Source organism: Photobacterium atrarenae (assembly GCF_024380015.1).
In the GTDB taxonomy this organism is placed as follows: domain Bacteria; phylum Pseudomonadota; class Gammaproteobacteria; order Enterobacterales; family Vibrionaceae; genus Photobacterium; species Photobacterium atrarenae.
Map to the genome: position 1 here is coordinate 62,181 of NZ_CP101508.1, position 22,297 is coordinate 84,477.

General features: G+C 56.5%; 22 protein-coding genes. 14 read left to right on the forward strand and 8 right to left on the reverse strand.

All coding sequences use genetic code 11. From position 1 onward, the window contains the following. Position 1: 1 nt before the first annotated feature. Positions 2-1,318: an ATP-dependent RNA helicase RhlB gene (rhlB, locus tag NNL38_RS00295; RefSeq protein WP_255389058.1), complete on the reverse strand. Its 1,317-nt coding sequence runs from the start codon at positions 1,316-1,318 to the stop codon at positions 2-4. Between the two features lie 113 nt (positions 1,319-1,431). Here rhlB and trxA point away from each other — a divergent pair, with 113 nt between their 5' ends. The 6 genes from trxA to fre all read left to right on the forward strand — a co-directional run bounded on the left by trxA (position 1,432) and on the right by fre (position 7,542). Then, entirely contained in the window at positions 1,432-1,758 is a 327-nt protein-coding gene (gene trxA / locus NNL38_RS00300; protein ID WP_255389059.1) for a thioredoxin TrxA, read from the forward strand. Positions 1,759-1,952: 194 nt separating this feature from the next. Beyond that, on the forward strand, positions 1,953-3,218 hold the full coding sequence (rho, locus tag NNL38_RS00305) for a transcription termination factor Rho (protein ID WP_255389060.1): 1,266 nt from the start codon (positions 1,953-1,955) through the stop codon (positions 3,216-3,218). 259 nt (positions 3,219-3,477) lie between these two features. Continuing rightward, the gene (locus NNL38_RS00310; RefSeq protein WP_255389061.1) at positions 3,478-4,479 is read left to right on the forward strand and encodes a hypothetical protein; all 1,002 of its coding nucleotides are present in this window, start codon (positions 3,478-3,480) and stop codon (positions 4,477-4,479) included. A gap of 134 nt (positions 4,480-4,613) precedes the next feature. Then, on the forward strand, positions 4,614-6,482 hold the full coding sequence (gene ubiD, locus NNL38_RS00315) for a 4-hydroxy-3-polyprenylbenzoate decarboxylase (RefSeq protein WP_255389062.1): 1,869 nt from the start codon (positions 4,614-4,616) through the stop codon (positions 6,480-6,482). 76 nt (positions 6,483-6,558) lie between these two features. After that, complete coding sequence (locus tag NNL38_RS00320) at positions 6,559-6,822, forward strand: 2Fe-2S iron-sulfur cluster-binding protein (protein ID WP_255389063.1); 264 nt, start codon at positions 6,559-6,561, stop codon at positions 6,820-6,822. Between the two features lie 9 nt (positions 6,823-6,831). Continuing rightward, positions 6,832-7,542 carry an NAD(P)H-flavin reductase gene (fre, locus tag NNL38_RS00325; RefSeq protein WP_255389064.1) on the forward strand — a complete coding sequence of 237 codons (711 nt, stop codon included), beginning with the start codon at positions 6,832-6,834 and terminating at the stop codon, positions 7,540-7,542. Positions 7,543-7,617: 75 nt separating this feature from the next. On the opposite strand, the gene NNL38_RS00330 is transcribed toward fre, so the two are convergent. Continuing rightward, on the reverse strand, positions 7,618-8,490 hold the full coding sequence (locus NNL38_RS00330) for a carboxylate/amino acid/amine transporter (RefSeq protein ID WP_255389065.1): 873 nt from the start codon (positions 8,488-8,490) through the stop codon (positions 7,618-7,620). Between the two features lie 199 nt (positions 8,491-8,689). Beyond that, positions 8,690-9,112, reverse strand: coding sequence for a universal stress protein (locus NNL38_RS00335; protein WP_255389066.1), 423 nt, complete (start codon positions 9,110-9,112; stop codon positions 8,690-8,692). Positions 9,113-9,330: 218 nt separating this feature from the next. On the opposite strand from NNL38_RS00335, the gene ftnA reads away from it, so the two are divergent. The 5 genes from ftnA to NNL38_RS00360 all read left to right on the forward strand — a co-directional run bounded on the left by ftnA (position 9,331) and on the right by NNL38_RS00360 (position 14,533). Further along, positions 9,331-9,858, forward strand: coding sequence for a non-heme ferritin (gene ftnA / locus NNL38_RS00340; protein ID WP_255389067.1), 528 nt, complete (start codon positions 9,331-9,333; stop codon positions 9,856-9,858). Between the two features lie 74 nt (positions 9,859-9,932). After that, the gene (uspB, locus tag NNL38_RS00345) at positions 9,933-10,271 is read left to right on the forward strand and encodes a universal stress protein UspB (protein WP_255389068.1); all 339 of its coding nucleotides are present in this window, start codon (positions 9,933-9,935) and stop codon (positions 10,269-10,271) included. Between the two features lie 114 nt (positions 10,272-10,385). Next, the gene (locus tag NNL38_RS00350; RefSeq protein WP_439651381.1) at positions 10,386-11,501 is read left to right on the forward strand and encodes a mechanosensitive ion channel family protein; all 1,116 of its coding nucleotides are present in this window, start codon (positions 10,386-10,388) and stop codon (positions 11,499-11,501) included. Positions 11,502-11,672: 171 nt separating this feature from the next. Continuing rightward, positions 11,673-12,860 (forward strand): BaiN/RdsA family NAD(P)/FAD-dependent oxidoreductase, encoded by a 1,188-nt coding sequence (locus NNL38_RS00355; RefSeq protein ID WP_255389070.1) that lies wholly within the window; start codon positions 11,673-11,675, stop codon positions 12,858-12,860. Positions 12,861-13,120: 260 nt separating this feature from the next. Further along, positions 13,121-14,533, forward strand: coding sequence for a hypothetical protein (locus NNL38_RS00360; RefSeq protein WP_255389071.1), 1,413 nt, complete (start codon positions 13,121-13,123; stop codon positions 14,531-14,533). A 33-nt stretch (positions 14,534-14,566) separates the two neighbouring features. Here NNL38_RS00360 and NNL38_RS00365 read toward each other — a convergent pair whose 3' ends face one another. From NNL38_RS00365 to NNL38_RS00375, 3 genes are all read right to left on the reverse strand, one after another. Beyond that, the gene (locus NNL38_RS00365) at positions 14,567-15,172 is read right to left on the reverse strand and encodes a TetR/AcrR family transcriptional regulator (RefSeq protein ID WP_255389072.1); all 606 of its coding nucleotides are present in this window, start codon (positions 15,170-15,172) and stop codon (positions 14,567-14,569) included. Between the two features lie 63 nt (positions 15,173-15,235). Continuing rightward, positions 15,236-16,672 carry a coniferyl aldehyde dehydrogenase gene (locus NNL38_RS00370; protein ID WP_255389073.1) on the reverse strand — a complete coding sequence of 479 codons (1,437 nt, stop codon included), beginning with the start codon at positions 16,670-16,672 and terminating at the stop codon, positions 15,236-15,238. Between the two features lie 103 nt (positions 16,673-16,775). Next, on the reverse strand, positions 16,776-17,354 hold the full coding sequence (locus tag NNL38_RS00375) for a tRNA-uridine aminocarboxypropyltransferase (RefSeq protein ID WP_255389074.1): 579 nt from the start codon (positions 17,352-17,354) through the stop codon (positions 16,776-16,778). Between the two features lie 182 nt (positions 17,355-17,536). Here NNL38_RS00375 and NNL38_RS00380 point away from each other — a divergent pair, with 182 nt between their 5' ends. Beyond that, entirely contained in the window at positions 17,537-17,995 is a 459-nt protein-coding gene (locus NNL38_RS00380; protein WP_255389075.1) for an EVE domain-containing protein, read from the forward strand. 78 nt (positions 17,996-18,073) lie between these two features. Here the strand turns inward: NNL38_RS00380 and NNL38_RS00385 are convergent, their stop codons facing one another. Together NNL38_RS00385 and NNL38_RS00390 are read right to left on the reverse strand one after the other, a co-directional pair. Then, on the reverse strand, positions 18,074-18,871 hold the full coding sequence (locus NNL38_RS00385) for a Cof-type HAD-IIB family hydrolase (RefSeq protein WP_255389076.1): 798 nt from the start codon (positions 18,869-18,871) through the stop codon (positions 18,074-18,076). 97 nt (positions 18,872-18,968) lie between these two features. Further along, positions 18,969-19,970 carry an alpha/beta fold hydrolase gene (locus NNL38_RS00390; RefSeq protein ID WP_255389077.1) on the reverse strand — a complete coding sequence of 334 codons (1,002 nt, stop codon included), beginning with the start codon at positions 19,968-19,970 and terminating at the stop codon, positions 18,969-18,971. A gap of 280 nt (positions 19,971-20,250) precedes the next feature. On the opposite strand from NNL38_RS00390, the gene rhtB reads away from it, so the two are divergent. Then, positions 20,251-20,868 (forward strand): homoserine/homoserine lactone efflux protein, encoded by a 618-nt coding sequence (gene rhtB / locus NNL38_RS00395; RefSeq protein ID WP_255389078.1) that lies wholly within the window; start codon positions 20,251-20,253, stop codon positions 20,866-20,868. An 81-nt stretch (positions 20,869-20,949) separates the two neighbouring features. Next, positions 20,950-22,209 carry an EAL and HDOD domain-containing protein gene (locus NNL38_RS00400; RefSeq protein ID WP_255389079.1) on the forward strand — a complete coding sequence of 420 codons (1,260 nt, stop codon included), beginning with the start codon at positions 20,950-20,952 and terminating at the stop codon, positions 22,207-22,209. The last annotated feature ends 88 nt before the right edge of the window (positions 22,210-22,297 follow it).

The window sequence follows — 22,297 nt, forward strand, 5'->3', positions numbered from 1 at the left end:
TCTATGATTGTTGCTGCTTTTGCGGAGAGCGACGGCGATTGCGCTGACGCGACTGACCCTGGCCCTGACCTTTGCGCTGCGAGGAGCCGCGGCGGTTGCCACCCTGGCGTGGTGCACGTGGCACGCTGACAGGCGCCGGCAAATCGGTTAGCAGCGCTTCACTGTCATATTTGGACAGTGGGATCGCATGTTCAATATATTGCTCGATGGCCGGCAGGTTGATGGCATATTCCTCACAGGCGAAGCTGATGGAATGGCCGCTGGCGCCGGCACGACCGGTCCGGCCGATCCGGTGGACGTAGTCCTCGGCATCGTCAGGCAGATCGTAGTTAAAGACGTGGGTCACCTGCGGAATATGCAGGCCACGGGCTGCAACATCGGTTGCCACCAGGATATCCACTTCGCCCTGGGTAAACTGCTCCAGGATCCGCACGCGTTTTTTCTGCGGCACGTCGCCGGTCAGCAGGCCAACACGGTGTTGATCGGCGGCCAGGTGGGCCCAGATATCTTCACAGCGGTGCTTGGTATTGGCAAAAACAATCGCGCGATCCGGCCACTCTTCCTCGATCAGGGTTTGCAGCAGGCGCATCTTTTCTTTGTTCGATGGGTAGAACAGCTCTTCTTTGATCCGGTGGCCGGTTTTTTGCTCCGGCTCAACAATGACGCTTTCCGGGTTGTTCATGTGTTCAAACGCCAGCTCTTTCACCCGGTAGGACAGGGTGGCAGAGAACAGCATGTTCATCCGTGCTTTCGGCGCCGGCATACGGCGGAACAGGAAGCGGATATCTTTGATAAAGCCCAGATCGAACATCCGGTCGGCTTCGTCCAGCACCACGACCTGGATTGAGCGCAGGTCAATCACGCGCTGCTTATAAAAGTCGATGATCCGACCGCAGGTGCCGATCAGAATATCGACGCCGTCTTCCAGGGTCTTCTGCTGCTTCTCATAGGCTTCACCACCATAGGCCAGGCCGGCTTTGAGGCCGGTGCTGTCCAGCAACGGTTTGGCATCATTGAAAATCTGAATGGCCAGCTCGCGTGTAGGTGCCATAATGATGGCACGGGGGTGGTTTTGTTTACGTTCCTCCGGTGCCGGGTTCAATAGCAATTGGTTAAAAGTCGCTGTCAGGAAGGCCAGGGTCTTTCCGGTCCCTGTCTGCGCCTGACCAGCAATGTCTCGGCCGGTGAGCACTACCGGCAATGCCAGCGCCTGGATCGGCGTACAATGATGGAATCCTTTGGTTTCCAGTCCTTGTAAAACCAGGGGGTGTAATCCCAGGTCGGCAAATTTCTGCTCTGTGATATGAGTCGTCTTCATTCGTATAGAATATCAGCTTAGGGTTGCATTACGAAACGGATTCCATTCAAATAGAGCATCGATTTGCTGGTTAAAATCAAATCAGCCAACAAAATCAACCATTGGAGTGGAAGATGAGCGACAAGATTGTGCAGCTGACAGACGCAAGTTTTGAAAGCGATGTAATTAATGCTGCGGGCCCTGTTTTAGTCGATTTTTGGGCTGAATGGTGCGGGCCTTGTAAAATGATTGCCCCGATTCTTGACGAAATTGCGGATGAGTACGAAGGTAAGCTGACGATCGGTAAACTGAATATCGACCAAAACGCCGGCACGCCGCCGAAGTTTGGTATCCGTGGTATTCCGACCCTGCTGTTGTTCAAAGACGGCGGTGTGGCCGCGACAAAAGTAGGCGCCCTGTCAAAAAGCCAGCTGAAAGAGTTCCTGGACGCGAACCTGTAAGTGGCTTTCAGCAAACCATGCACAATTTCTCGTTGTGCATGGTTTGACTTCCGACTATGCTAGACGGACAGCGTGTTTAGTGCTAACTTATTGCACGTTAATCGTATAATCGTTCATTCCTTGACCAGCCCCATTGGTCGACACTATCTCAACTAACATAGAACCCCATTTTGACTGACAAGAAACCCACCACTATGAATCTGACAGAACTGAAAAACCAACCTATTTCCAAGTTGGTTGCGCTTGGCGAAAGCTTAGGACTCGAGAACCTGGCGCGTTTGAGAAAACAAGACATCATCTTCTCGATTCTCAAGCAGCATGCAAAAAGTGGTGAGGACATTTTTGGCGATGGTGTTCTGGAAATCCTTCAAGACGGCTTCGGCTTCCTCCGCTCAGCAGACAGTTCTTATCTCGCCGGTCCAGACGACATCTACGTTTCTCCTAGCCAAATCCGCCGTTTCAACCTTCGTACCGGTGATACCATTTCCGGCAAAATTCGCCCGCCGAAAGACGGTGAGCGTTACTTTGCGTTGCTGAAGGTGAACGAAGTTAACCACGACAAGCCGGATAACGCGCGAAACAAGATCCTGTTTGAAAACCTGACGCCGCTGCATGCCAATGATCGGATGCGGATGGAGCGCGGCAACGGCTCGACCGAAGATATTACCGCCCGTGTGCTGGATCTGGCCTCGCCAATCGGTAAAGGTCAGCGTGGTCTGATCGTGGCACCGCCGAAAGCCGGTAAAACTATGCTGCTGCAAAACATTGCGCAGAGCATTGCTTACAACCACCCGGAATGTGAGCTGATGGTGTTGCTGATTGACGAGCGCCCGGAAGAAGTGACCGAAATGCAACGTCTGGTGAAAGGGGAAGTGGTGGCGTCGACCTTCGATGAGCCGGCCTCCCGTCACGTTCAGGTTGCGGAGATGGTGATCGAAAAAGCTAAGCGTCTGGTTGAGCATAAGAAAGATGTGGTGATACTGCTCGATTCGATCACCCGTCTGGCCCGTGCCTACAACACCGTGGTGCCGTCTTCCGGTAAAGTCCTGACCGGTGGTGTGGATGCCAACGCCCTGCATCGCCCGAAGCGTTTCTTCGGTGCGGCCCGTAATGTCGAAGAAGGCGGTAGCCTGACCATTATTGCCACCGCGCTGGTCGATACCGGCTCGAAGATGGATGAAGTGATCTACGAAGAGTTCAAGGGTACCGGTAACATGGAACTGCACCTATCACGTAAGATTGCGGAAAAACGCGTCTTCCCGGCCATTGACTTCAACCGCTCCGGCACCCGTCGTGAAGAGCTGCTGGCGAAAGCGGACGAGCTGCAGAAAATGTGGATCCTGCGCAAGATTGTTCACCCGATGAGTGAAACCGACAGCATGGAATTTTTGATCGACAAGCTGTCGATGACCAAGACCAACGATGAGTTCTTCGATGCGATGCGCCGCCAGAAGTCATAATTTCGTCGGCTGACTCACAGTTTATTTAAACGCCACCTCGTGTGGCGTTTTTTATTGCCGGCGCTTGTCGCATAATCGGACACAGCAGTCGGTCAGTATGGGCGAAGAGGCAGCCAGGGTATTTCTCCGGTGATGTCATCTTCCTGTCATGCAGGTACGGTATACTGCAAGCGCCCGCAAGGAATGCCCGGAGCGCTGCCAGGATGGCGGTTGGCCGGACGCGGGACAGACATTCTCTATTCACCATAAGGAGGTGGTGATGATGCGACAAACATGGAGCCTCATGTTGCTGTTGTTCGCAGGCAGTTTGCACCCGGCGGTTGCCGCGCAGGAAGTATCACAACAGCAACTGGACCAGGTGACGACATCGGCCCGGGTTCAGGATCGGGTCATGGCCCTGACCAAATTGTACAATCGTAGTGACTTCCGGGCGCTGGAATTTAACCTGTCGCAGTTGCCGTTGTTGCAGCAGGAGGCGGTTCGGGCCCAGCTGGTCGCACATGCGTTGGCGCACGGCGCGCTGGATCAGGCCAAGGCGGACTGGCTCCAGGCGCAGTCTGATCGCAAGCAGGCCTTTACCGTGGTGGAGCAGGGCGACGGTTATCAGATCACCCAGTCTGCTTTTCACTATCCAACCCAGGCGCGCAGCCTGGTTCGCCAATGGCAGGAAACCCTGTTGGGTCAGGACATGGTGGCACAGGCCGAAGCCGGTGAGTTGGTGCTGTCGCGCTGGCTGGCCGGGGATCTCCATACCCAGCAAACCCGCCGTGATCTCTTTCTGCACTACCTGCCGCAACTCTCCGCCCAGGCGATCGCTGATCTGGTGGCCCAGTTTGCTTCTGACAGCCAGCTGATGTGGCTGCCGGATAACGGGGTGATTGCCAACCTGGCTGCTGCTTCCGGCGATCCGGCGATGTATCATCTGCTCTGGCGTCGCCGTACCGACCGCTACAGCCAGGCGGAGCTTAACCGGCTGGCAGCCAAAGCCCCGGCGCCGGCGGCTGTCGAGCAATTGATGGCAGCGACGATGAACCCTTCCCTGAAACCCCAGGCTTATAAAGCGCTGATCACGCTCAAGCCTTTACCGGCGGAGGCCCGCGCTTTCCTGGCCCAGAAACTGGATGAGGTCGATGACGGCCGTCTGGTGGCGTCGGAGCTGGCCCGTCACGGCTATAGCCAGTGGCTGACTCAACTGGCCGCGGATAGCCGGAACCCGTTGCGGCAAAAGCACTTACAAGCAGCCTTGGCCCTCGAACCCTGACGCCTTGAACTGATTTTCCCAGTGTGCTCAGGTTAACAACTCGTTATAATGGCGCCCAATTCATTGCAGATCCCGGCTCGTGATGACAGCGTGCCGGGGTTTGGCGCGTTGGGGAAAACGAGAATCACGAGCCTATGAAATTCAAGGATCTGCGAGATTTTATCAACGAGCTGGAGCAGACCGGCGAGCTGATCCGGATCACTCATCCGGTGGACCCGGATCAGGAGATGACCGAAATCTGTGACCGCACCCTGCGGGCCGGTGGCCCGGCCCTGCTGTTTGAGAACCCGGTCGGCTACGGCATGCCGGTGCTGGCGAACCTGTTCGGAACCCCGAAGCGGGTTGCGCTCGGCATGGGGCGCGAGGATGTGCTCGAATTGCGTGAGGTCGGCAAATTGCTGGCGTATCTGAAAGAGCCGGAGCCGCCACGCGGCTTTCGCGATGCGATTGATAAGCTGCCGCTGTTCCGGCAGGTACTGAACATGCCGGCCAAACGGCTGCGCAAGGCACCGTGCCAGGAGATTGTCTGGCAAGGCGATGACGTCGATCTGGATAAAATCCCGGTGATGAGTTGCTGGCCCGGTGATGTGGCGCCGCTACTGACCTGGGGGCTGACGGTGACCCGTGGCCCGAACAAGAAGCGCCAGAATCTGGGCATTTACCGCCAGCAGAAGCTGGGGAAAAACAAGGTGATCATGCGCTGGCTGGCCCACCGGGGCGGTGCGCTGGATCTGCGTGACTGGATGGAAACCCACCCGGGTCAGCCGTTTCCGGTCTCGGTCGCTTTTGGCGCCGATCCGGCGACCATTCTCGGCGCGGTAACCCCGGTGCCTGATACCTTGTCTGAGTATGCCTTTGCCGGCTTGCTGCGCGGCAGCAAAACCGAGGTGGTCAAAAGTATCAGCAATGATCTGGAAGTCCCGGCCAGCGCGGAAATCGTGCTGGAGGGGTATATCGATCCCGAGGAGTTTGCTGACGAAGGGCCGTATGGCGATCACACCGGCTACTACAATGAAGTCGAGCGCCACCATGTGTTTACCATTACTCATATCACGATGCGTAAGGATCCGATCTACCACAGTACGTATACCGGTCGTCCGCCGGATGAGCCGGCGGTGCTCGGGGTCGCACTCAATGAGGTTTTTGTACCGATCCTGAGTAAGCAATTCCCGGAGATCGTGGATTTCTATCTGCCGCCGGAAGGCTGCTCGTACCGGATGGCCGTGGTTACGATGAAAAAACAGTATCCGGGTCATGCCAAGCGGGTGATGATGGGTGTGTGGTCGTTCCTGCGCCAGTTCATGTACACCAAGTTCGTGATTGTCTGCGACGAAGATGTTGATGCGCGGGATTGGAACAGCGTGGTCCAGGCGATGACCACCCGGATGGAGCCGGTGCGTGATACCCTGATGATCGACAGCACGCCGATCGACTCGCTTGATTTTGCTTCCCCCGTGGTGGGGCTGGGCTCGAAGATGGGTCTGGATGCGACCCGCAAATGGGACGCGGAAACTGCGACCACCCCGGTCGCTGACACGCCTGAGCCGACCGCGAACCCAACGGTTGACGGCGAGGCGATTGCCGGCACGATCCGGGCGCAATTTCCTGAGGTCGTGGATTGCTATCTGCCACCGGATGCTGCCGCAGGCGGCATGGTGATGGTCAGCATGAAGAAGACGGCGGCGGATCATGCCCGCCAGCTGATGGGTGGGATCTGGCCGATGCTAGAGGCTGCGCAGCTTGAAACCAAGTTTTTGATCCTCTGTGATGAGGATGTCAATGTCCGGGACTGGCATGATGTGATCTGGGCGGTGACGACCCGGATGGATCCGAGCCGGGATACCCAGATGAGCGAGCCGGGTCCGGGCTCGCGGATGAGCCTGGACGCGACCAATAAATGGCCGGGGGAAGTGCAGCGCGAGTGGGGCACACCGATCGCCAAAGATCCCAAGGTCGTAGCCAAGGTTGATGCGATCTGGGATGCGCTCGGCATCCCGCGCTAAGCCGTGAGCAAGACGAACCGATAGCGACATCAACCGAAACGACCGGCGTGACTGCCGGGTTAGATGAGTGACCGATATGCACCAAGTACGCCTGTTGCCGCACAACATTACGTTTCCTGCCGATGGGCAGGAGACGGTCTTGCAGGCAGCGCTCAACGCAGGCGTCGCGTTTCCCAATCGGTGTCAGGTCGGGGCTTGTGCCATGTGCCTGTGCCGTAAACGCTCTGGCGAGATAAGATACCAGCTTGAACCTATGCTTACTGAGAATGAGCAAGCCGAAGGATGGATCTTTGCCTGCCAGGCGATGGCCAGGAGCGACTTGGTACTCCAGTTAGACTAGAGGAAAACAATGTCAATACAATGCGAAGTAAAGTCAGTTGAACCGCTTGCGTGTAATACCTATCGTATTCTGCTGCAGCCTGAAGAAAAGCTGGATTATAAAGCCGGCCAGTATCTGCTGGCGGTGATGGGAGAGAAAGACAAGCGCCCGTTCTCGATTGCCAGTAGCCCGTGCCGGGAAGGCGAGATTGAGCTGCACATTGGTGCGGCAGACCACAACCCGTTTGCGATGGAAGTGGTCGAAGCGATGCAAGCGGCGATGGCGGCGGGCCGTCCGTTTACCGTGGAAGCGCCGCATGGCGAAGCCTGGGTTCGGGAAGACAGTGACAAGCCGCTGCTGATGATTGCCGGCGGGACCGGGTTCTCCTACGTGCGCAGTATTCTGGATAACTGCCTGAGCCGCGGCGTCACCCAGCCGATTTTTGTTTACTGGGGCGGTCGGGATGAATGCCAGCTCTATGCCCATGAGGAGCTGGAAGCGCTGGCAGCCAAGCACAGTAACCTGACCTATGTGCCGGTGGTGGAAACGGCGCCTGAAGACTGGCAGGGCAAGGTGGGTAATGTGCTTGAAGCGGTCAGTGATGATTTTGTCAGCCTGCAGGCGTACGATATTTACCTCTGTGGCCGGTTTGAGATGGCCGGTGCCGCGCGCGAGCAATTTACGGCAGAGAAAGGTGCCGAGCGCGAACGGATGTTTGCCGACGCGTTTGCGTTCATCTGATTCGGCTTGTGACAAACCGCGCAGCAAAAAGGCGAGTCTGAAACTCGCCTTTGTCGTTATGAGCGGGTGGGCAATTTAGGCTCGCGCCATCGCCACTTTGCGTTTGACCCAGGTTTCGTTGAGCCACAGCGAGGCGATGATGATCACCCCGCCGATGACGAGGCGCGGATAGTCAACATCGCGGTTCCAGATCAGGATATTGACAATCAGGCCTGCCGGAACCAGGGCATTGTTCATAATCGCCAGGGCACCGGCGTTGACCAGGGTCGCCCCTTTGTTCCAGATAAAGTAGCCGAGGCCGGAGGCAACGATACCGAGGTAGAGCAGAATGCCCCACTGGGTGTCGGTGGTCGGCAGTTTGTCGGTGTTGCCGAACAACAGGAACATCGGCAGCGCGACACAGATAGCGCCGAGGTAGAACAGGCCGAACACGGTATGCTGCGGCAGATCGGTCTGCTCCTGCTCCATGATCCGCTTGTAGCCGACCTGGCCAATGGCAAAGCACAGGTTGGCACCCTGAACGATGAAAAAGCCGAGGATGAAGTCTTCGTTAATTCCCTCGAATTTGATCACCGCCGCTCCCAGCACGGCAATGGCCGCCGTCAGCAGGTACCAGGCTGAGAACTGCTTGCGCAGCAGATCGTAAATCAGGGTGACGTAGATCGGGGTGAAAATGGTAAACAGCAGGACTTCCGGTACGCTGAGGTAGAGGAAAGACTGGTAGTAGAAACAGTACATCAGCCCGAGCTGGCAGGCGCCGACGAACATCAGTTTGAGCGCTAGTCTCAGGTGCAGGTGCTGTTTGCGCAGAAACGGCAGGAAAACCAGGGCAGCCAAGCTGACCCGGGTCAGGACCGAGAACCAGGCATCGACCTGTCCGGCCAGATAAACCCCGATCAGGCTGAATGAAAACGCCCATAGCAGGGTGACGGCAGATAAGTATCCCATAACAACAATTCAATTTGGTTTCAGAACATGATGCCGTCAGTGTACCTGATCCTTCGGCACTGAAATATCACAAATCTGAATTGCTTGAAGTCGTTCGGTTGGGGGATGTGATGGTGCGGGTGAGGGGGTGCCGACCGGGTGGCGAGGCGTAAAAAAGCGACCCCAGGGGATCGCTTCGCATATGCAGCTGGTACGTGGGCTATTTCAGCGGTACCATCAGCAAATCGACCGGGGTGCGGTTGATCAGCTGCTTGGCTGAAGAGAGCACTTTGCTCCAGAAGTCCTGGTGGTGGCCACACACAACCAGTTCGACATCAATATCGTTGATAGCAAGGCAAATTTCTTCACTGAGATCGCCGCTGCCGACCAGGGTATGGGACACCGGGTAGTTGGCTTTTTGAGCCAGCGCTTGCAGTTGCTTCTGGGCATCTTCCGCCATCCGATGCTGGGCTTCGGCCAGGTTTATATCAATCAGGCCGGTGTAGAGTTCGGCATAGTTCACATCAATATGGATCAGCGAGAGCTTGGCATCCAGCGCTTTCGCCAGTTCGGCTGCTTTTGTCACCAGGGTAAAGCTGTCGTCAGACAGATCGACTGCCACCATAATGTGTTGATAGGCCATTCATTGCACTCCATGTCATATGTTTGGGATCATGCTAGCATCGAACCGCGGCAAAAAATATCGGTCTGATCGCATCCTGACGGCAGCGTAAATATGGCGCGCGCTGAAAAGGATTGCTTTGAGTTGCATTCTCAATGTTGCATTGTGACAATGGCTTACCGGGGATTTCTTACCAATCCACGGGATTGGTATACACTAGAATAGATAGGAGTAGTGCGATGCTAGCTCAGGCGATGGTTGAAAAACTAAACGAGCAAATCAACTTGGAGTTCTTTTCTTCGAACCTGTACCTGCAGATGAGCGCGTGGTGTGAAGACAAGGGGTTCGAAGGGGCGGCTGAGTTTTTGCGGGCCCATGCGGTGGAAGAAATGGAGCATATGCAACGTTTATTCACCTATGTGAGCGAGACCGGCTCGATGCCGATCCTGGGTGCGATTGAAGCACCGAAGCATGAGTTTGCATCGCTTGGGGATGTATTCCGCGAAACATATGAACATGAGCAGTTTATCACTCAGAAGATCAACACACTGGCTCATGTCGCGTTTACCACCCAAGACTACTCAACGTTTAACTTCTTGCAGTGGTATGTTGCAGAACAGCACGAAGAAGAAAAACTGTTTAAAGGTATCCTGGATAAGATTGAGCTGGTCGGCGAGGATGGTAAGGCTTTGTTCTTTATTGATAAAGATCTTGCTGTACTGGCCAAGGCTGAGTCGACATCCGTGATGGATACACCAGCTGGCTGATCAGTGCCGGGGCGCCGCCAGGCGCCCTTTGCTTCGCCCGGCCAGCTGTGATGACACGTTGTTCGGGGGTTGTTATGATCAGTGGTGATGCGCTTCTTTTAGCTCTCTTTTTTGTCGCAGTCGTGAATATTTCCCGCTATGTCAGTACGTTGAAAACACTTCTGGCGGTCATGCGCGAATGTGATCCATTGCTTTATCAGCAGGTTGACGGTCGCGGCTTCTTCTCCTCCCAGGGGAATGTATCGAAACAGATCCGCCTGTTTCACTACATTCGCAGCCAGCAATACCAAAATCACCATGACCCAATCTTCATGGAGAAGTGTGTGAAGGTTCGCAAGCTGTTCATTTTGGCCAGTACCTTCCTGATGGTCTTTTTCGTATCCATTTTTATCGTGGCCTACCTGGGTATTTAATGATTTGCTCATAAATGTGTCACTTGCTGCATACATGATGTTTTTTCATTGATTGAACAAAACGTTGCGATTAATTTATCGCCATTTGTAGCCAAACAATGAAAAGCGGTGATGATGAACAGAGTGTATGCATGGTGGGCGGCCCTGGAGCGTGGGGTGAGTCAGGACTGGATGAGCAATGTGGGATTGCTGTTGTTGCTCAGTGCTTGCCTGTGGGGAGCCTGGCTGCTGCTCACCCGCCATTTGCTGGTTGCGGTCGGGAAAACCCGGCTGGTGTGGGATGACGCGCTGGTTCATGCGGTCCGGCGCCCGATCAGCTGGCTGATCTGGCTCTGGCCTGCCGCGTTCTCTCTGGGCGTGGTGATTGAAAACACCTCAGACTATCCGACTCAATTTCTCTCCGTCGTCCGCCACCTGATGCTGGTGTGGACTTTTATCTGGGTGCTGCTGCGGCTGATCACCAATGCCGAAGATGCGATCAGCGAGACGGCCAAGGATGTCACCACCATTAATGCGATCTCCAAAGTGCTGCGCCTGGTGGTGCTGGTGATCGGCGGCCTGGTGATGATGCAGAACCTCGGCCTGAGCCTGTCGGGGGTGCTGACCTTCGGTGGGGTCGGTGGTTTGATTGTCGGTATGGCGGCGAAAGACTTGCTGGCCAATTTTTTCGGCGCGATCATGATTTACTTCGATAAGCCGTTTAAACTGGGCGACTGGATCCGCAGCCCGGACCGCGAGATTGAAGGTACTGTAGAGCGGATTGGCTTTCGGATGACGGTGATCCGGACCTTTGATAAGCGACCGTTGTATGTCCCCAATGCGGTGTTCAGTTCGATTGTGGTGGAAAACCCGTCGCGGATGCTCAACCGTCGGATCAAGCAAAAAGTCGGGCTGCGCTATCAGGATGCCGCTGTGATTGAGGATGTGGTGGCCGATATCAAGGCGATGTTGCTGGCACATCCGGACATTGATACCACCCAGACGATGATCGTGAGCTTTGACAACTATGGCCCGTCATCGCTGGATATTCTGGTGTACACCTTCACCAAGACCACGCACTGGATCGCCTTTAAAGAGATCCAGCAGGATGTGATGTTGCAAATTGTCGAGATTGTTCAACGCCATGGCGCCGAATTTGCTTTTCCTACCTCAACGGTGCATTTGCCGGAAGCTGAAGCGGAGGTGCAAGCACACAGGGTGGCCAAGCCGGGCCGGTTGGCCCGGGTGTAACATTGCGACACCGGTGCAGCTGGCGGCAGTCGTGACTGCGGGGTGGTATTCCGCGTCGGCCGCGGTAAAATAGCCAGGCTTTGAGGGATGCAAGCGCAGTGTGCTGGCATCCCTTTTTCATTGGCGGGCAAAAAGTGGCAACAGAAGGGTTGCGTGGTGAGCGGGACGGAAATGGCAGAAAAGTTTGATGTAGTTGTGGTTGGGGCCGGTGCGGCAGGGCTGATGTGCGCAGCCGAAGCGGGCAAACGGGGCCGCTCGGTGCTGGTGGTGGATCATGGTAAGAAGCCGGGACGGAAGATCCTGATCTCCGGCGGCGGGCGCTGCAATTTCACCAATTATGATGTCACGGCCGGCAACTACCTGTGCCGCAATCCGCACTTTGTGAAATCGGCCTTGTCCCAGTACACCCAGTGGGACTTTATTGCCATGGTTGCCAAGCATGAGATTGCGTTCGAAGAGCGCGACCACGGCCAGCTGTTCTGTGAAGACTCGGCTAAAGACATCGTTAAGATGCTGCTGGCGGAATGTGATTTGCCGTCGGTGCAGCAGCGCTACCAGGTCGATGCCCATCAGATCGAACAAACCGAGACCGGCTTTCGCCTGATGCTCAATACCGACGCGGTCGAATGTGACTCGCTGGTGATTGCCACCGGCGGCCTGTCGATGCCGAAACTCGGCGCGACCCCGTTCGGATATCAGGTGGCTGAGCAGTTTGGCCTGTCTGTGGTGCCGACCACGGCCGGTCTGGTGCCGTTCACTCTGCATAAGGAAGAAAAAGAAGCTTACGCGGAGCTGTCCGGGATCTCGATCCCGGTGGTGGTGGAAGCGGCTGATGGCACAAGTTTCAAGGAAAGCCTGCTGTTTACCCACCGCGGCCTGTCCGGGCCGGTGATCCTGCAAATCTCCTCTTACTGGACGCCGGGCCAGGCGGTCACCATCGATCTGCTGCCGGCGCTGGACTTGCAGGAGACGCTTGGTGTGATGCGCGAGAAGCATCCGAACCAGAGCCTGAAAAACTCGCTGGCGCGGCTGCTGCCCAAACGGTTTATTGAAGTGTTGATTGAGCGGGGGGATATTCAGGATAAGCCACTCAAGCAACTGAACCCGAAAGAGGTTGCCGCTGTCGCGACCTATTTCCACCAGTGGCGGATTGCGCCGAACGGCACCGAGGGCTATCGCACCGCCGAAGTGACCCTGGGCGGGGTTGATACCGATGCGCTCTCGTCCAAGACCATGGAAGCCAAGCAGATCCCGGGGCTGTATTTCATCGGGGAAGTGATGGATGTCAGTGGCTGGCTCGGCGGCTACAACTTCCAGTGGGCCTGGAGTTCCGGCTTTGTCGCCGGCCAGCATGTGTGATGTGCTGAGCCCGTCATATTAATTGACAGAGATGTCGATGCCCGGTCACACCCGTGTGGCCGGGCATTTTTGATCTGATGGCCTGCATAGAGGCTGATTCAGGCGCAGCGCATGGCCTTGTACGGATATGACATATGTCACGGCAAACTGCGAGCCGTCACAAATACTCAACAAATTGCTGTGATGGTTCGTGCTTTTTGGTTGAATATGTCCTGTATGTTTTTTAGCCTAACCAAACAATAAAAAACAAGGTGCATAGAATGGTCAGCAAACACAACAGTAAATATGCCATTATTCTGCCATGGGTCGCCGGCCTCGTCCTGGCCGGGTGTGGCGGTGGAGACAATAATAATTCGACCCCTACGCCGGGGACGGGTACACCAAATACAGTGGCGATTTCTGTGATTGACGGTTATCTGGGGGAGGCCCGGGTGTGCGTCGATCGCAACCATAACCGCAGCTGTGAGGCGGAGGAAAGGCTGGCGGCGACCACGAATACGCAGGGGGAGGTGGCGCTGGATAAAGCCGATACCCAATACGGGTTGATCGCGCAAATCAGCGCCGGAGAGACCCGGGACAGTGATCGGATCGGGTATGTCGCGAGCTCGTATCAACTCTATGCTTCAGCCGGCAGCGCCCAGGTGACGCCGTTTACCACCCTGGCGGCGTTGAAAGATGTGCCCATGTCGACGCTGGCCAGCGAGCTGGGTCTGGCTGAGTCTGTGATCGCCGGAGACTTTGTGGCTCAGAAAGCGACTCACCCGGATGCGGTGTATGCCCATCTGCTGGCTCGCAGTTTAGTCCCGCAGCTGGCTCAGTCACTTGCTGAGAATGATGTCACAGCACTGGATACGGCACTGACGCTGATCCGGGCTGAAGCGGATCGCCAGGTCAACCTGGGGACCGACCTCGACACCATTGAGGTGCGCATTGATCACCAGGGGCAGGCGGTCACCAAACGGCTGACCGGGGATCTGGCCGGTTATCTGAGTAACAAGAGCTTCTGGTTTATTCCGATGACGAACGACGATTATCTCCCGGCGAAGGTGACGCTTAAAGATCAAATCTATTCGTCGAGTCTGTTAGGACGCGATTTTCCCTATACGGTTGAAGACAATATCCTGCGCTTTTCCCGTTTCAGTGACACCTTTTTGTACGCCGACGACAATGTGGCCTTGAGTCTCAGTGAGGCCGGCCGACTGTGTCTGTGGTCTGAACAGAATTTTTGGGAACAGACGCTACCGCTGACCGAGGCGCGCTTTGCCGGAAAAACCTGGTATCACCTGCGTGATTTAGCGAAGAGTGACACTGAGATAAAGCCTGCCTTGACCCAACTTGATTTTGCTGAGAACGGCGCAGTGACCGTGACGCCGGATGGAGAGCCGGCCATTACCGGCAGCTGGGAGATGGTGGAATTAACCCTGACCGACAAGTCGACATTGCAGACCTTGAGAATTATCTTGCCGCCGGGGACGGATAGCCCGGGCCTGAATAAGGAAGAGCAATGGACGTTGGGTGCCGCGCTTGATGCCGGGGAGTTGATCATGGTGTTCAATGACGACTCCACGCTGTTTGCTGATGATCTCCTGTTCCAGGATCCGGCGTTTGCCCGCGCAGTTGCTCAGCAATGGATCAAGGCTGCGGAAGGGCCGTTTGCGCCATTCGACCGATAATCGCTGCTCTACCTCGTCGCTGCAGGGAGTCGGTTAGCGGGACTGCGGCGACAACCCCCGCCATAACATCTCAAATGCGCTGTCCTGATATTCGGGTTGCTCTGCCAGCGCCGGGTGCTCGGCGAACAGCCCGGCTGTGGCCAGGAAATGGCTGTGGCAAAAGTTGAGTACCAGGGGTTCCGGGTGTGGGGCGATCAGCCCCGCACATCGGGCCTTATCGAGTAATTCAAGCAACAAAGTCATTGAGGTCACCATCAGCTCGCGGTGTTGCTCACTGCTGCAGTAGGGGCTGTGAGCCATATGCTGCATAAACAGGATCTTGGCCGGGTTGTGTTGGGCCCAGCACAGTGCCTGCTGCCAGCAGTGCCTTACCTGATGTTCAAGCCCCTCCTGTGCCGACGCAGTCTGCATCGCCTGTCCGAGCTCGGTCTTGATCGCCTGATACAGGGCGATGACCAGCGCCTGTTTGCTGGCAAAATGGTGAAACAGGGTACCGGTTGCCACATTGGCCTGCTTGGCGATGCTGGCGGTGGACGTGGCCTCGATCCCTTGCCGGGAAAACAGGGTCAGCGCGGCATCGAGGAGTTGTTTTTTCTTTTGGGTCATGGTGTTGCTGGTCATGGTGTTGTCGGACGTCATGTCATACTCACGATGGCTGGATCTGATCATCCCGGCCCTGGTCGATGCAGGGCCGGGAAAGCATTAGCGGAGAAAGAATGCTAGCATCAGCTTTTGCAGCCAGCCGCCGTAAGGCGGGGTGATGAGTTTGCCGGTGCTGAATTTGCCACGGCTGAGTACGGTTTTGGCTTTGGAAAAAGTCAGAAACCCTTCCTTGCCGTGGTAATGACCCATCCCGGACGCGCCGATGCCGCCAAACGGGGCATCGTCGGCAGCGACGTGAAAGACAGTGTCATTGATACACATGCCGCCGGCATGGGTGGTGGTTTTCACTTGTTGCTGTAGTGCGGTGTCAAAACTCATCAGATACATCGCCAGCGGACGTGGCTGCCGGCGCAGTGTGGCCAGGGTTGTCTCGAGATCCGAGTACGGGATCACCGGCAACAGCGGACCGAAAATTTCCTCCTGCATTAGCTGCATGTTATCGCGGGTTTCAAGCACCAGATGGGTGATCATCCGGTGGCCTTGATCATCACGTGCATCAGGATGGCAGGGGAGCACCGTGGCACCTTGCTGCTCGGCTTCCGCCAGCCAGCGGGTCAGGCGCTCATATTGCCGGGCGTTTACCACCGAGGTGTAATCTTCACTCGCGACGCCCTTGGGATACATGGCCTGAAATTGTTGTTGGTATTCGGCAACAAATTCATCCCGTTTATCTTCCGGGACCAGGACGTAGTCCGGTGCGACGCAGATCTGTCCGGCATTGAGGCTCTTGCCGTAAATCAGGCGCTCCACCGCCAGGGGGATCGGCATATCCGGGGCGATCAGGGCCGGAGATTTACCGCCCAGCTCCAGGGTCACCGGGGTGAGATTGTCGGCGGCGGCGCGCATTACATGGCGGCCAACCTGGGTTGAGCCGGTAAAGAGCAGGTGATCAAACGGCAGCGCGCTGAAGGCGGCAGCAACGTCGGCTTCGCCTTCAATGACTGCGACTTCTTCGGGGGTAAACAAGTCGGCGAGCATCTTGCGCAGCACCTGGTTGGTGGCCGGGGTAAATTCGCTGAGTTTGATCATCGCCCGGTTGCCCGCTGCCAGGGCGGTGATCAGCGGGCCCAGGCTGAGCATGACCGGAAAATTCCACGGCACGATAATGCCGACCACGCCCAACGGTTGGTAGATCACTTCGACCTTGGCCGGTACCAGCATGAGTCCGGAATGGCGTCGGGATGGCTTCATCCATTTTTTCAGATGCTTGCGGGTGTAGTTCAATTGGGCGACACAGGGCAGGATGTCGGCGATCAGCGTGTCTTGGTGGCTGCGCCGGCCGTAATCCCGGCTCAGCGCCTCGCACAAGGCCTGCTTGTTTTTCAGCAGTGCGCCCTTGAGGGCTTTCAGGGCTTGCAGACGTTGTTCGAGTGACGGCATGGGCGCTGCGCGGAATGCGGCTTGTTGCGCGTGCAGGATCGTATGGAGCTGTGCGTGGTCTGTGTCGTGAGTCGACAGTGTCTCGATCGCGGTCATAGCTTGTCCCCCGGAGTTCCGTTTCGGTGCGAATGTGGTAAAACTGACTAGTCAGTCGGTTTTATCAGTATAGCGGGGTTTTCTGAACCGGGCATAAATTGATTTATTTTTTGCGATGGCCGCTTTGCTCGGCCGGAAAAGCCTCGAGAAAGGTTTGATAATAATGCGCCAGCTGCGCAGCTTGGCGGGATTCGCCGATGAGATCGAGCAGGGCAATTCCGGCTTCGCAGGTACAGAGGTTGCCTGCTTGCTGGTTGCGGCGCAGGGTGTAGCTTGAAGCTTTCGGTGCGTTCAGGCTCAGGCGCGGTATACCGGCCAGCCAGGGACTTTTGCGTACCATCTTGCGCGCTTCCTGCCAGGTCGCATCAAGCACAATAAACAGCGGCTGTTTGCCTTCGCTGGGCTGGAACGGCTCCGCCGGATGTTCAGCATCGGCGGGAAACAGCAGCCAGGGTTGCAGGTCCGGTTGGCGCAACTGGTCCAGCAGTGCCTGCGGCGGATGGACCCGATCCCAGACCTCGCGGCGACAATGGGGCAGGGTCCGCAGCATCAGCGCGCCGGTATTGGTGGATTTGCTGAGCTCACGGGGATGAGTGAGCAGGACGAACCGGGCCTGGGTGCTCAGGGCCGGCTCAGCCGGGCAAATACAATTGTAGTGAAATTGGCAGCGGGGGCAGGACACGGGAGGGCTCTTCTCAGTTCAGGTGGCGGCAGTGTGGCATAGTTGGGTGTTGGGGGGCAATGCCCTCGATCCAGAACGCTCCGGGGGCGTCCCGGCTTGTGCGCGGTTGCGGCTATGGTAGGCTGAACGCCGGAATGTGTTTCACCTGCCGGGTTGACCGGCACTAGTCAGTGAGAGTGACGATGGCCTATTGGTTATTTAAAACAGAGCCCGATACCTTTTCGATCGATACCCTGAAGCAGCAGGCGGTGTCCTGCTGGGAAGGGGTGCGTAACTATCAGGCGCGCAACATGATGCGCGATGAGGTGAAGCTTGGCGATCAGGTGTTCATTTATCATTCATCATGCAAAGATGTCGGGGTGGTCGGGATGGCGACTGTGGTGAAGGAAGCCTATCCGGATCACTTCCAGTTTGACCCGGAGAGTCCGTATTACGATCCCAAGTCGGACCCGGACAACCCGCGCTGGATCATGGTCGATGTGGAATACCAGCGCCACCTGCGGCTGGTGTCGCTTAAACGGATCAAAGCCAATCCGGCGCTGGCCGAGATGCCGCTGGTCAAGCGGGGCAACCGGCTCAGCATTATGCCGGTCACGCCGGCACAGTGGCAGGAAATCCTGTCGATGACCGGCCAGTTCTGACCGGCCCAACGGCTTGCCGCAGGAAGCTCCTCACCTGTGGCATTGCCGTGTTACAACCGGCTTGTGACCGCTGGCGGTTTACAATAAGTGCTCGGCTAGGTAACGGGCTACGGCTTCATCGCTGCTGCTGCCGATCACTCCGTTGTCCGGCAGTGCCCGTTTGACCTTCTCGTGGGCGGTGCCCATCACCAGGCCTTTGCCGGCCATGGTCAGCATTTCAACATCATTCATCCCGTCGCCGAATGCCAGGCAGTCCGCTAGGGTGTGGCCTTTCTCTTTTGCCACCGCTTCCAGTGCATGCCCTTTGGAGACATTGGCATCCATCACTTCCAGGCACCAGGGGGTCGAGAAAGCAATATTGGCACGATGGCCGAAGGTTTGCTTGAACTTCTCTTCCCACAATGCCAGCAGGTCATGATCCTGATCGTCGCGAATAAAGAACACCTTGGCGACCCCGTCCAGCGGTGGATTGTCGACATCAAACAGCTGGTAAGTAAAGGATTGGTGGAAGTCCCTGAGATTTTCATCTTCGGTGCTGATCAGCCAATCATCATTGCGGTAGATATGAATTTTCAGCGCCGGATCATGCTTGGCCATTTCGATCAGGCCCTGGATGACTTCCGGGTGCAGGTCCTGCTGAAAGATCACCTCGCCCTGGCAGTTGTGTACCCGGGCACCATTGGAGGTGATCATGTATGCCGGGATCCCCAGTTCATCGCGCATATCCGCCACGTCAATGTGGTGGCGGCCGGTGGCAAAGATAAAGTCTTTGCCCTGCTGGTGGAGCCGGGTGAGGACGTCTTTGGTAAACGGGGTAATTTGATGGTCCGGGGTGAGCAGGGTTCCGTCCAGATCGGATGCGACAATTTTATACATGGCAACTCTCGGCTGAGTGAAACAGGCCCCCGATCGTGCGCCGGGGGAACAACACGTTCAATCTTAAACCAGTTTGGCATTGAGAAAAGGGGTTAATCTAGCTTTCGATTGTTTCCGCCTTCCGGAAATGGCTGATGGTGGCGCTCAGGACGGGGTGGCGGTACTTGTCGACCTCGAACAGCAGCTCATGGCGGGCGCCTTCGATCACCTTGAGCTGGCAGTGACGCCCGGCCTGTTGCATGGTGTGACAGAACAGGTTCTGGGCCTGGTTATCAACAATGTTGTCTTCGCTGCCCTGGAGCAGCAGGATCGGGGTGGTAATATCCGGTGCCCGGGCGATACAGCGCCGGGCGGCAGCCAGCCCCTGCCAAACCCAACGGGCACTCGGGCCGCCGATTTTTAGTTCCGGCTTTTGCTCATACAGATCCCGGAACCACTGGTAGCGGATCTGGCTCTGGCAGAGCGGGTTGTCGGCAAACGGCTTCGGGTAGTAGGGAACCTGGCCCGGGGCATAGCCGGGCTGGCGTTGCATCTGCTCGACCACCCGGGCCAGCGGCGAGGCGATCGGCTTCATCCAGTTGTTGATATGGATCCCGTGCATTGGGGCGCTGAGCACCGCACTGTCGATGAGGCCCGGATTTTCGGCCAGGAACAGGCTGGCAATGGTACCGCCCATCGAGTGTGCCAGCATGAAGTGCTGGCAGTAGTTGCGCGGGGCAATCTCGCACTCAAAGAAGGTCTTGAGATCGCTGACGTAGTCATCAAACTCTTCGATATGGCCCAGCTCGGTATCTTCGGCTAATCGGTCGGAGACGCCCTGGCCGCGGTGATCCAGGGCAAAGACGTCATAGCCCTGCTGGACCAGATCATAAAACAGCTCCTGGTACTTCCAGTAGCTTTCGATCCGCCCGTTCACCACGATAATGGCTTTGTCGTGGTTGAAGCCGGTCAGGCTGACCCAGCCGACCTTGAGTTGGTCGACCCCCTCGAACATCCCTTCCTGGCGGCGCTGCCACAGCTCCGCCACCGGCCCGGCCATGGTTTCACGAAACTGCGATTCCTGGGAAAACTGAAAGTAATGTGGTGGTTGGACTGTCATGGCAATTCTCAACATCGCAAATCATTTAATCGTCAGGGAGCCGAGTGGAGAAATTCGGCAAAAATCTAAGCTTCATTATAACCTGCTTTTCTTTCCATCGGGGGGAGCTTCACCCGCAATGAGTGATCTGTTGTTAACCTCTGATGTTTGGTGGTCGCCATAAACAGGTTGGGTCGTTTATACTGCCGCGAGAGAATATATATCGTCGGGTGACGTAACGGATGAGGGTTCGGGATGAACGTTCGTGGTTGCGTCCGGCAGGCTATCGGGAGAGGGTATCATGAGTGTGGAGATCTGGCTGGCTTATCTGGCAACAGCGGTCGTGTTCAGTCTGGCGCCCGGATCGGGCACGGTGAACTCGATCAGCAACGGCATGGTTTATGGCTGGCGCAAATCCCTGGCATCGATTCTTGGCCTGCAGGTCGGGCTGGGAATCCATATTGTGCTGGTCGGCGTCGGCCTGGGGGCGATTGTAGCCCAGTCAGCAACTGCTTTTACGGTGATCAAATGGGTCGGGGTGGTCTATCTGATCTGGCTCGGGATCCAAAAGTGGCGTGAGCCGGCCCCAACCGCCGGTCAAGGTGCCAAAGGCGGTGCCAATGCCTGGCAGCTGTTTCGCCGGGCGGTGCTGGTCAACCTGACCAATCCGAAAAGCATTGTGTTTCTGGTGGCGTTGTTTCCGCAATTTATCGATCCCAACAGCTCGCAGTCGATGCAGCTGGCGGTGCTCGGGATCACCACCTTAGTGATCGATGCGCTGGTGATGCTGGGGTATGTCACCCTGTCGTCCAGGCTCACCGATTATCTGCGCTCAGGGAAAATAATGGGCGCCCTGAACCGGGTGTTCGGCTCGATGTTTATCGGCTGCGGAGCGCTGCTGGCGACCGCAAAAGCCTGAGCAGGTCCAGATACCGGATATTTGTTATAATCGAAAACTCTTTCTTTATACCTTCACCAGTCAAGAGGCACTCCAGGCATTATGTACTCTTATGTCGCACGCCAACCGATCTTTAACCGCAAGCAGCGCACGGTCGGTTATGAGCTGCTGTTTCGGGATGGCGAGAGCAACGCATTTCCGATGATCGAAGCGAACAAGGCGACATGTCGACTGCTGGTCGAAAACTATATGGCAGTCGGCGATAACCCGGCGACCGCCGGTCAGCGTACCTTTATCAACTTTCCCCATGAAAGCCTGGTGCGCCTGTTGCCGTTGCTGCTGCCCAAACGCAAAGTGATTATCGAGGTGCTGGAAACCTGTACCCCGGACGAGGAGCTGTTTACGGCGATCAAGCATCTCTATCGCCAGGGGTATGTGATTGCGCTGGATGATTTTGAACTCGATCCGCAATGGCATCGGTTTCTGCCGTATGTCCACCTGATCAAGCTGGATTTCATGACGCTCGGAGCCGACAAGGCGTGTGCATATGTGCGCAAGCATCAGGACCGTAAGCTCAAGTTCCTGGCGGAAAAAGTGGAAACCCGGGCAGAGTTTGAGGCGGCGTCTGAGGCTGGGTTTCATTTCTTTCAGGGGTATTATTTCAGCAAGCCGGAGCTGATGAAGAACCGCCAGGTCCAGCCGGAGAAACTGACCACGGTGCGGCTGCTGCAGGAGATTTGCCGCGAAGAAGTAAACTTCCAGCGGGTCGAGCAAATTATTGCCAGTGATGTCTCGCTGTCCTACCTGTTGCTGCGTTATGTCAATACGGCGGCCCACCGCACGATTGAGCCGATCAGCTCGTTTCGTCAGGCGCTGGTATATCTGGGGGAAGAAAAACTTAAAATGTTTGTCAGTGCCGTGGCGACGGCGCATGCGGCGATCGATAAACCCAAAGAGCTCTATGCCCTGTCGCTGCAGCGGGCCCGGATGTGCGAGATGCTGGCCGTGAGCGGGCACTTGGCACCGATGAAGGAAAAAGCTTTCCTGACCGGTATGTTCTCGCTGCTTGATGCGTTGCTCGACAACACCCTGGCGCAGATCCTCGGGGTGTTGCCGCTCAGCCGGGAGGTCCGGGCGGCCCTGCTCCAGCGCAGCGGCGATCTGGGGTTGTTGCTCAACCTGCTGGACGCCTATGATCGGGCGGACTGGGAGGAGGTGAGTACGTGTTGTCAGGCGCTGTCGCTGTCGGAGACTTTGGTGGCCAAGACTTATCAGCAGGCGATGCAGTGGTCGCAGAACTATCTGGAGACTTCGGGCAGTCCGGCGGCGAGGCCGCCCGTCAAGCCCGGCCCGGAGAGCTAGCGGGTATGCCCGTGAAGTTTTGGTGAAAAAGCGGCAGCAGGCCTTACCTGCTGCCGCTTTTTTCTTTACAGTGGTTATTTTGGACTAT

What these genes read in the sequence shown, in the direction of transcription:
- NNL38_RS00320 (WP_255389063.1), top strand. Translation starts at nt 6,559, where the DNA reads ATGCACCAAGTACGCCTGTTGCCGCACAACATTACGTTTCCTGCCGAT.
- NNL38_RS00385 (WP_255389076.1), bottom strand. Translation starts at nt 18,871, where the DNA reads ATGTATAAAATTGTCGCATCCGATCTGGACGGAACCCTGCTCACCCCG.
- NNL38_RS00310 (WP_255389061.1), top strand. Translation starts at nt 3,478, where the DNA reads ATGATGCGACAAACATGGAGCCTCATGTTGCTGTTGTTCGCAGGCAGT.
- NNL38_RS00380 (WP_255389075.1), top strand. Translation starts at nt 17,537, where the DNA reads ATGGCCTATTGGTTATTTAAAACAGAGCCCGATACCTTTTCGATCGAT.
- ftnA (WP_255389067.1), top strand. Translation starts at nt 9,331, where the DNA reads ATGCTAGCTCAGGCGATGGTTGAAAAACTAAACGAGCAAATCAACTTG.
- uspB (WP_255389068.1), top strand. Translation starts at nt 9,933, where the DNA reads ATGATCAGTGGTGATGCGCTTCTTTTAGCTCTCTTTTTTGTCGCAGTC.
- NNL38_RS00350 (WP_439651381.1), top strand. Translation starts at nt 10,386, where the DNA reads ATGAACAGAGTGTATGCATGGTGGGCGGCCCTGGAGCGTGGGGTGAGT.
- rho (WP_255389060.1), top strand. Translation starts at nt 1,953, where the DNA reads ATGAATCTGACAGAACTGAAAAACCAACCTATTTCCAAGTTGGTTGCG.
- NNL38_RS00390 (WP_255389077.1), bottom strand. Translation starts at nt 19,970, where the DNA reads ATGACAGTCCAACCACCACATTACTTTCAGTTTTCCCAGGAATCGCAG.
- fre (WP_255389064.1), top strand. Translation starts at nt 6,832, where the DNA reads ATGTCAATACAATGCGAAGTAAAGTCAGTTGAACCGCTTGCGTGTAAT.
- NNL38_RS00400 (WP_255389079.1), top strand. Translation starts at nt 20,950, where the DNA reads ATGTACTCTTATGTCGCACGCCAACCGATCTTTAACCGCAAGCAGCGC.
- NNL38_RS00335 (WP_255389066.1), bottom strand. Translation starts at nt 9,112, where the DNA reads ATGGCCTATCAACACATTATGGTGGCAGTCGATCTGTCTGACGACAGC.
- rhlB (WP_255389058.1), bottom strand. Translation starts at nt 1,318, where the DNA reads ATGAAGACGACTCATATCACAGAGCAGAAATTTGCCGACCTGGGATTA.
- NNL38_RS00355 (WP_255389070.1), top strand. Translation starts at nt 11,673, where the DNA reads ATGGCAGAAAAGTTTGATGTAGTTGTGGTTGGGGCCGGTGCGGCAGGG.
- NNL38_RS00330 (WP_255389065.1), bottom strand. Translation starts at nt 8,490, where the DNA reads ATGGGATACTTATCTGCCGTCACCCTGCTATGGGCGTTTTCATTCAGC.
- rhtB (WP_255389078.1), top strand. Translation starts at nt 20,251, where the DNA reads ATGAGTGTGGAGATCTGGCTGGCTTATCTGGCAACAGCGGTCGTGTTC.
- NNL38_RS00365 (WP_255389072.1), bottom strand. Translation starts at nt 15,172, where the DNA reads ATGACGTCCGACAACACCATGACCAGCAACACCATGACCCAAAAGAAA.
- NNL38_RS00360 (WP_255389071.1), top strand. Translation starts at nt 13,121, where the DNA reads ATGGTCAGCAAACACAACAGTAAATATGCCATTATTCTGCCATGGGTC.
- trxA (WP_255389059.1), top strand. Translation starts at nt 1,432, where the DNA reads ATGAGCGACAAGATTGTGCAGCTGACAGACGCAAGTTTTGAAAGCGAT.
- ubiD (WP_255389062.1), top strand. Translation starts at nt 4,614, where the DNA reads ATGAAATTCAAGGATCTGCGAGATTTTATCAACGAGCTGGAGCAGACC.
- NNL38_RS00370 (WP_255389073.1), bottom strand. Translation starts at nt 16,672, where the DNA reads ATGACCGCGATCGAGACACTGTCGACTCACGACACAGACCACGCACAG.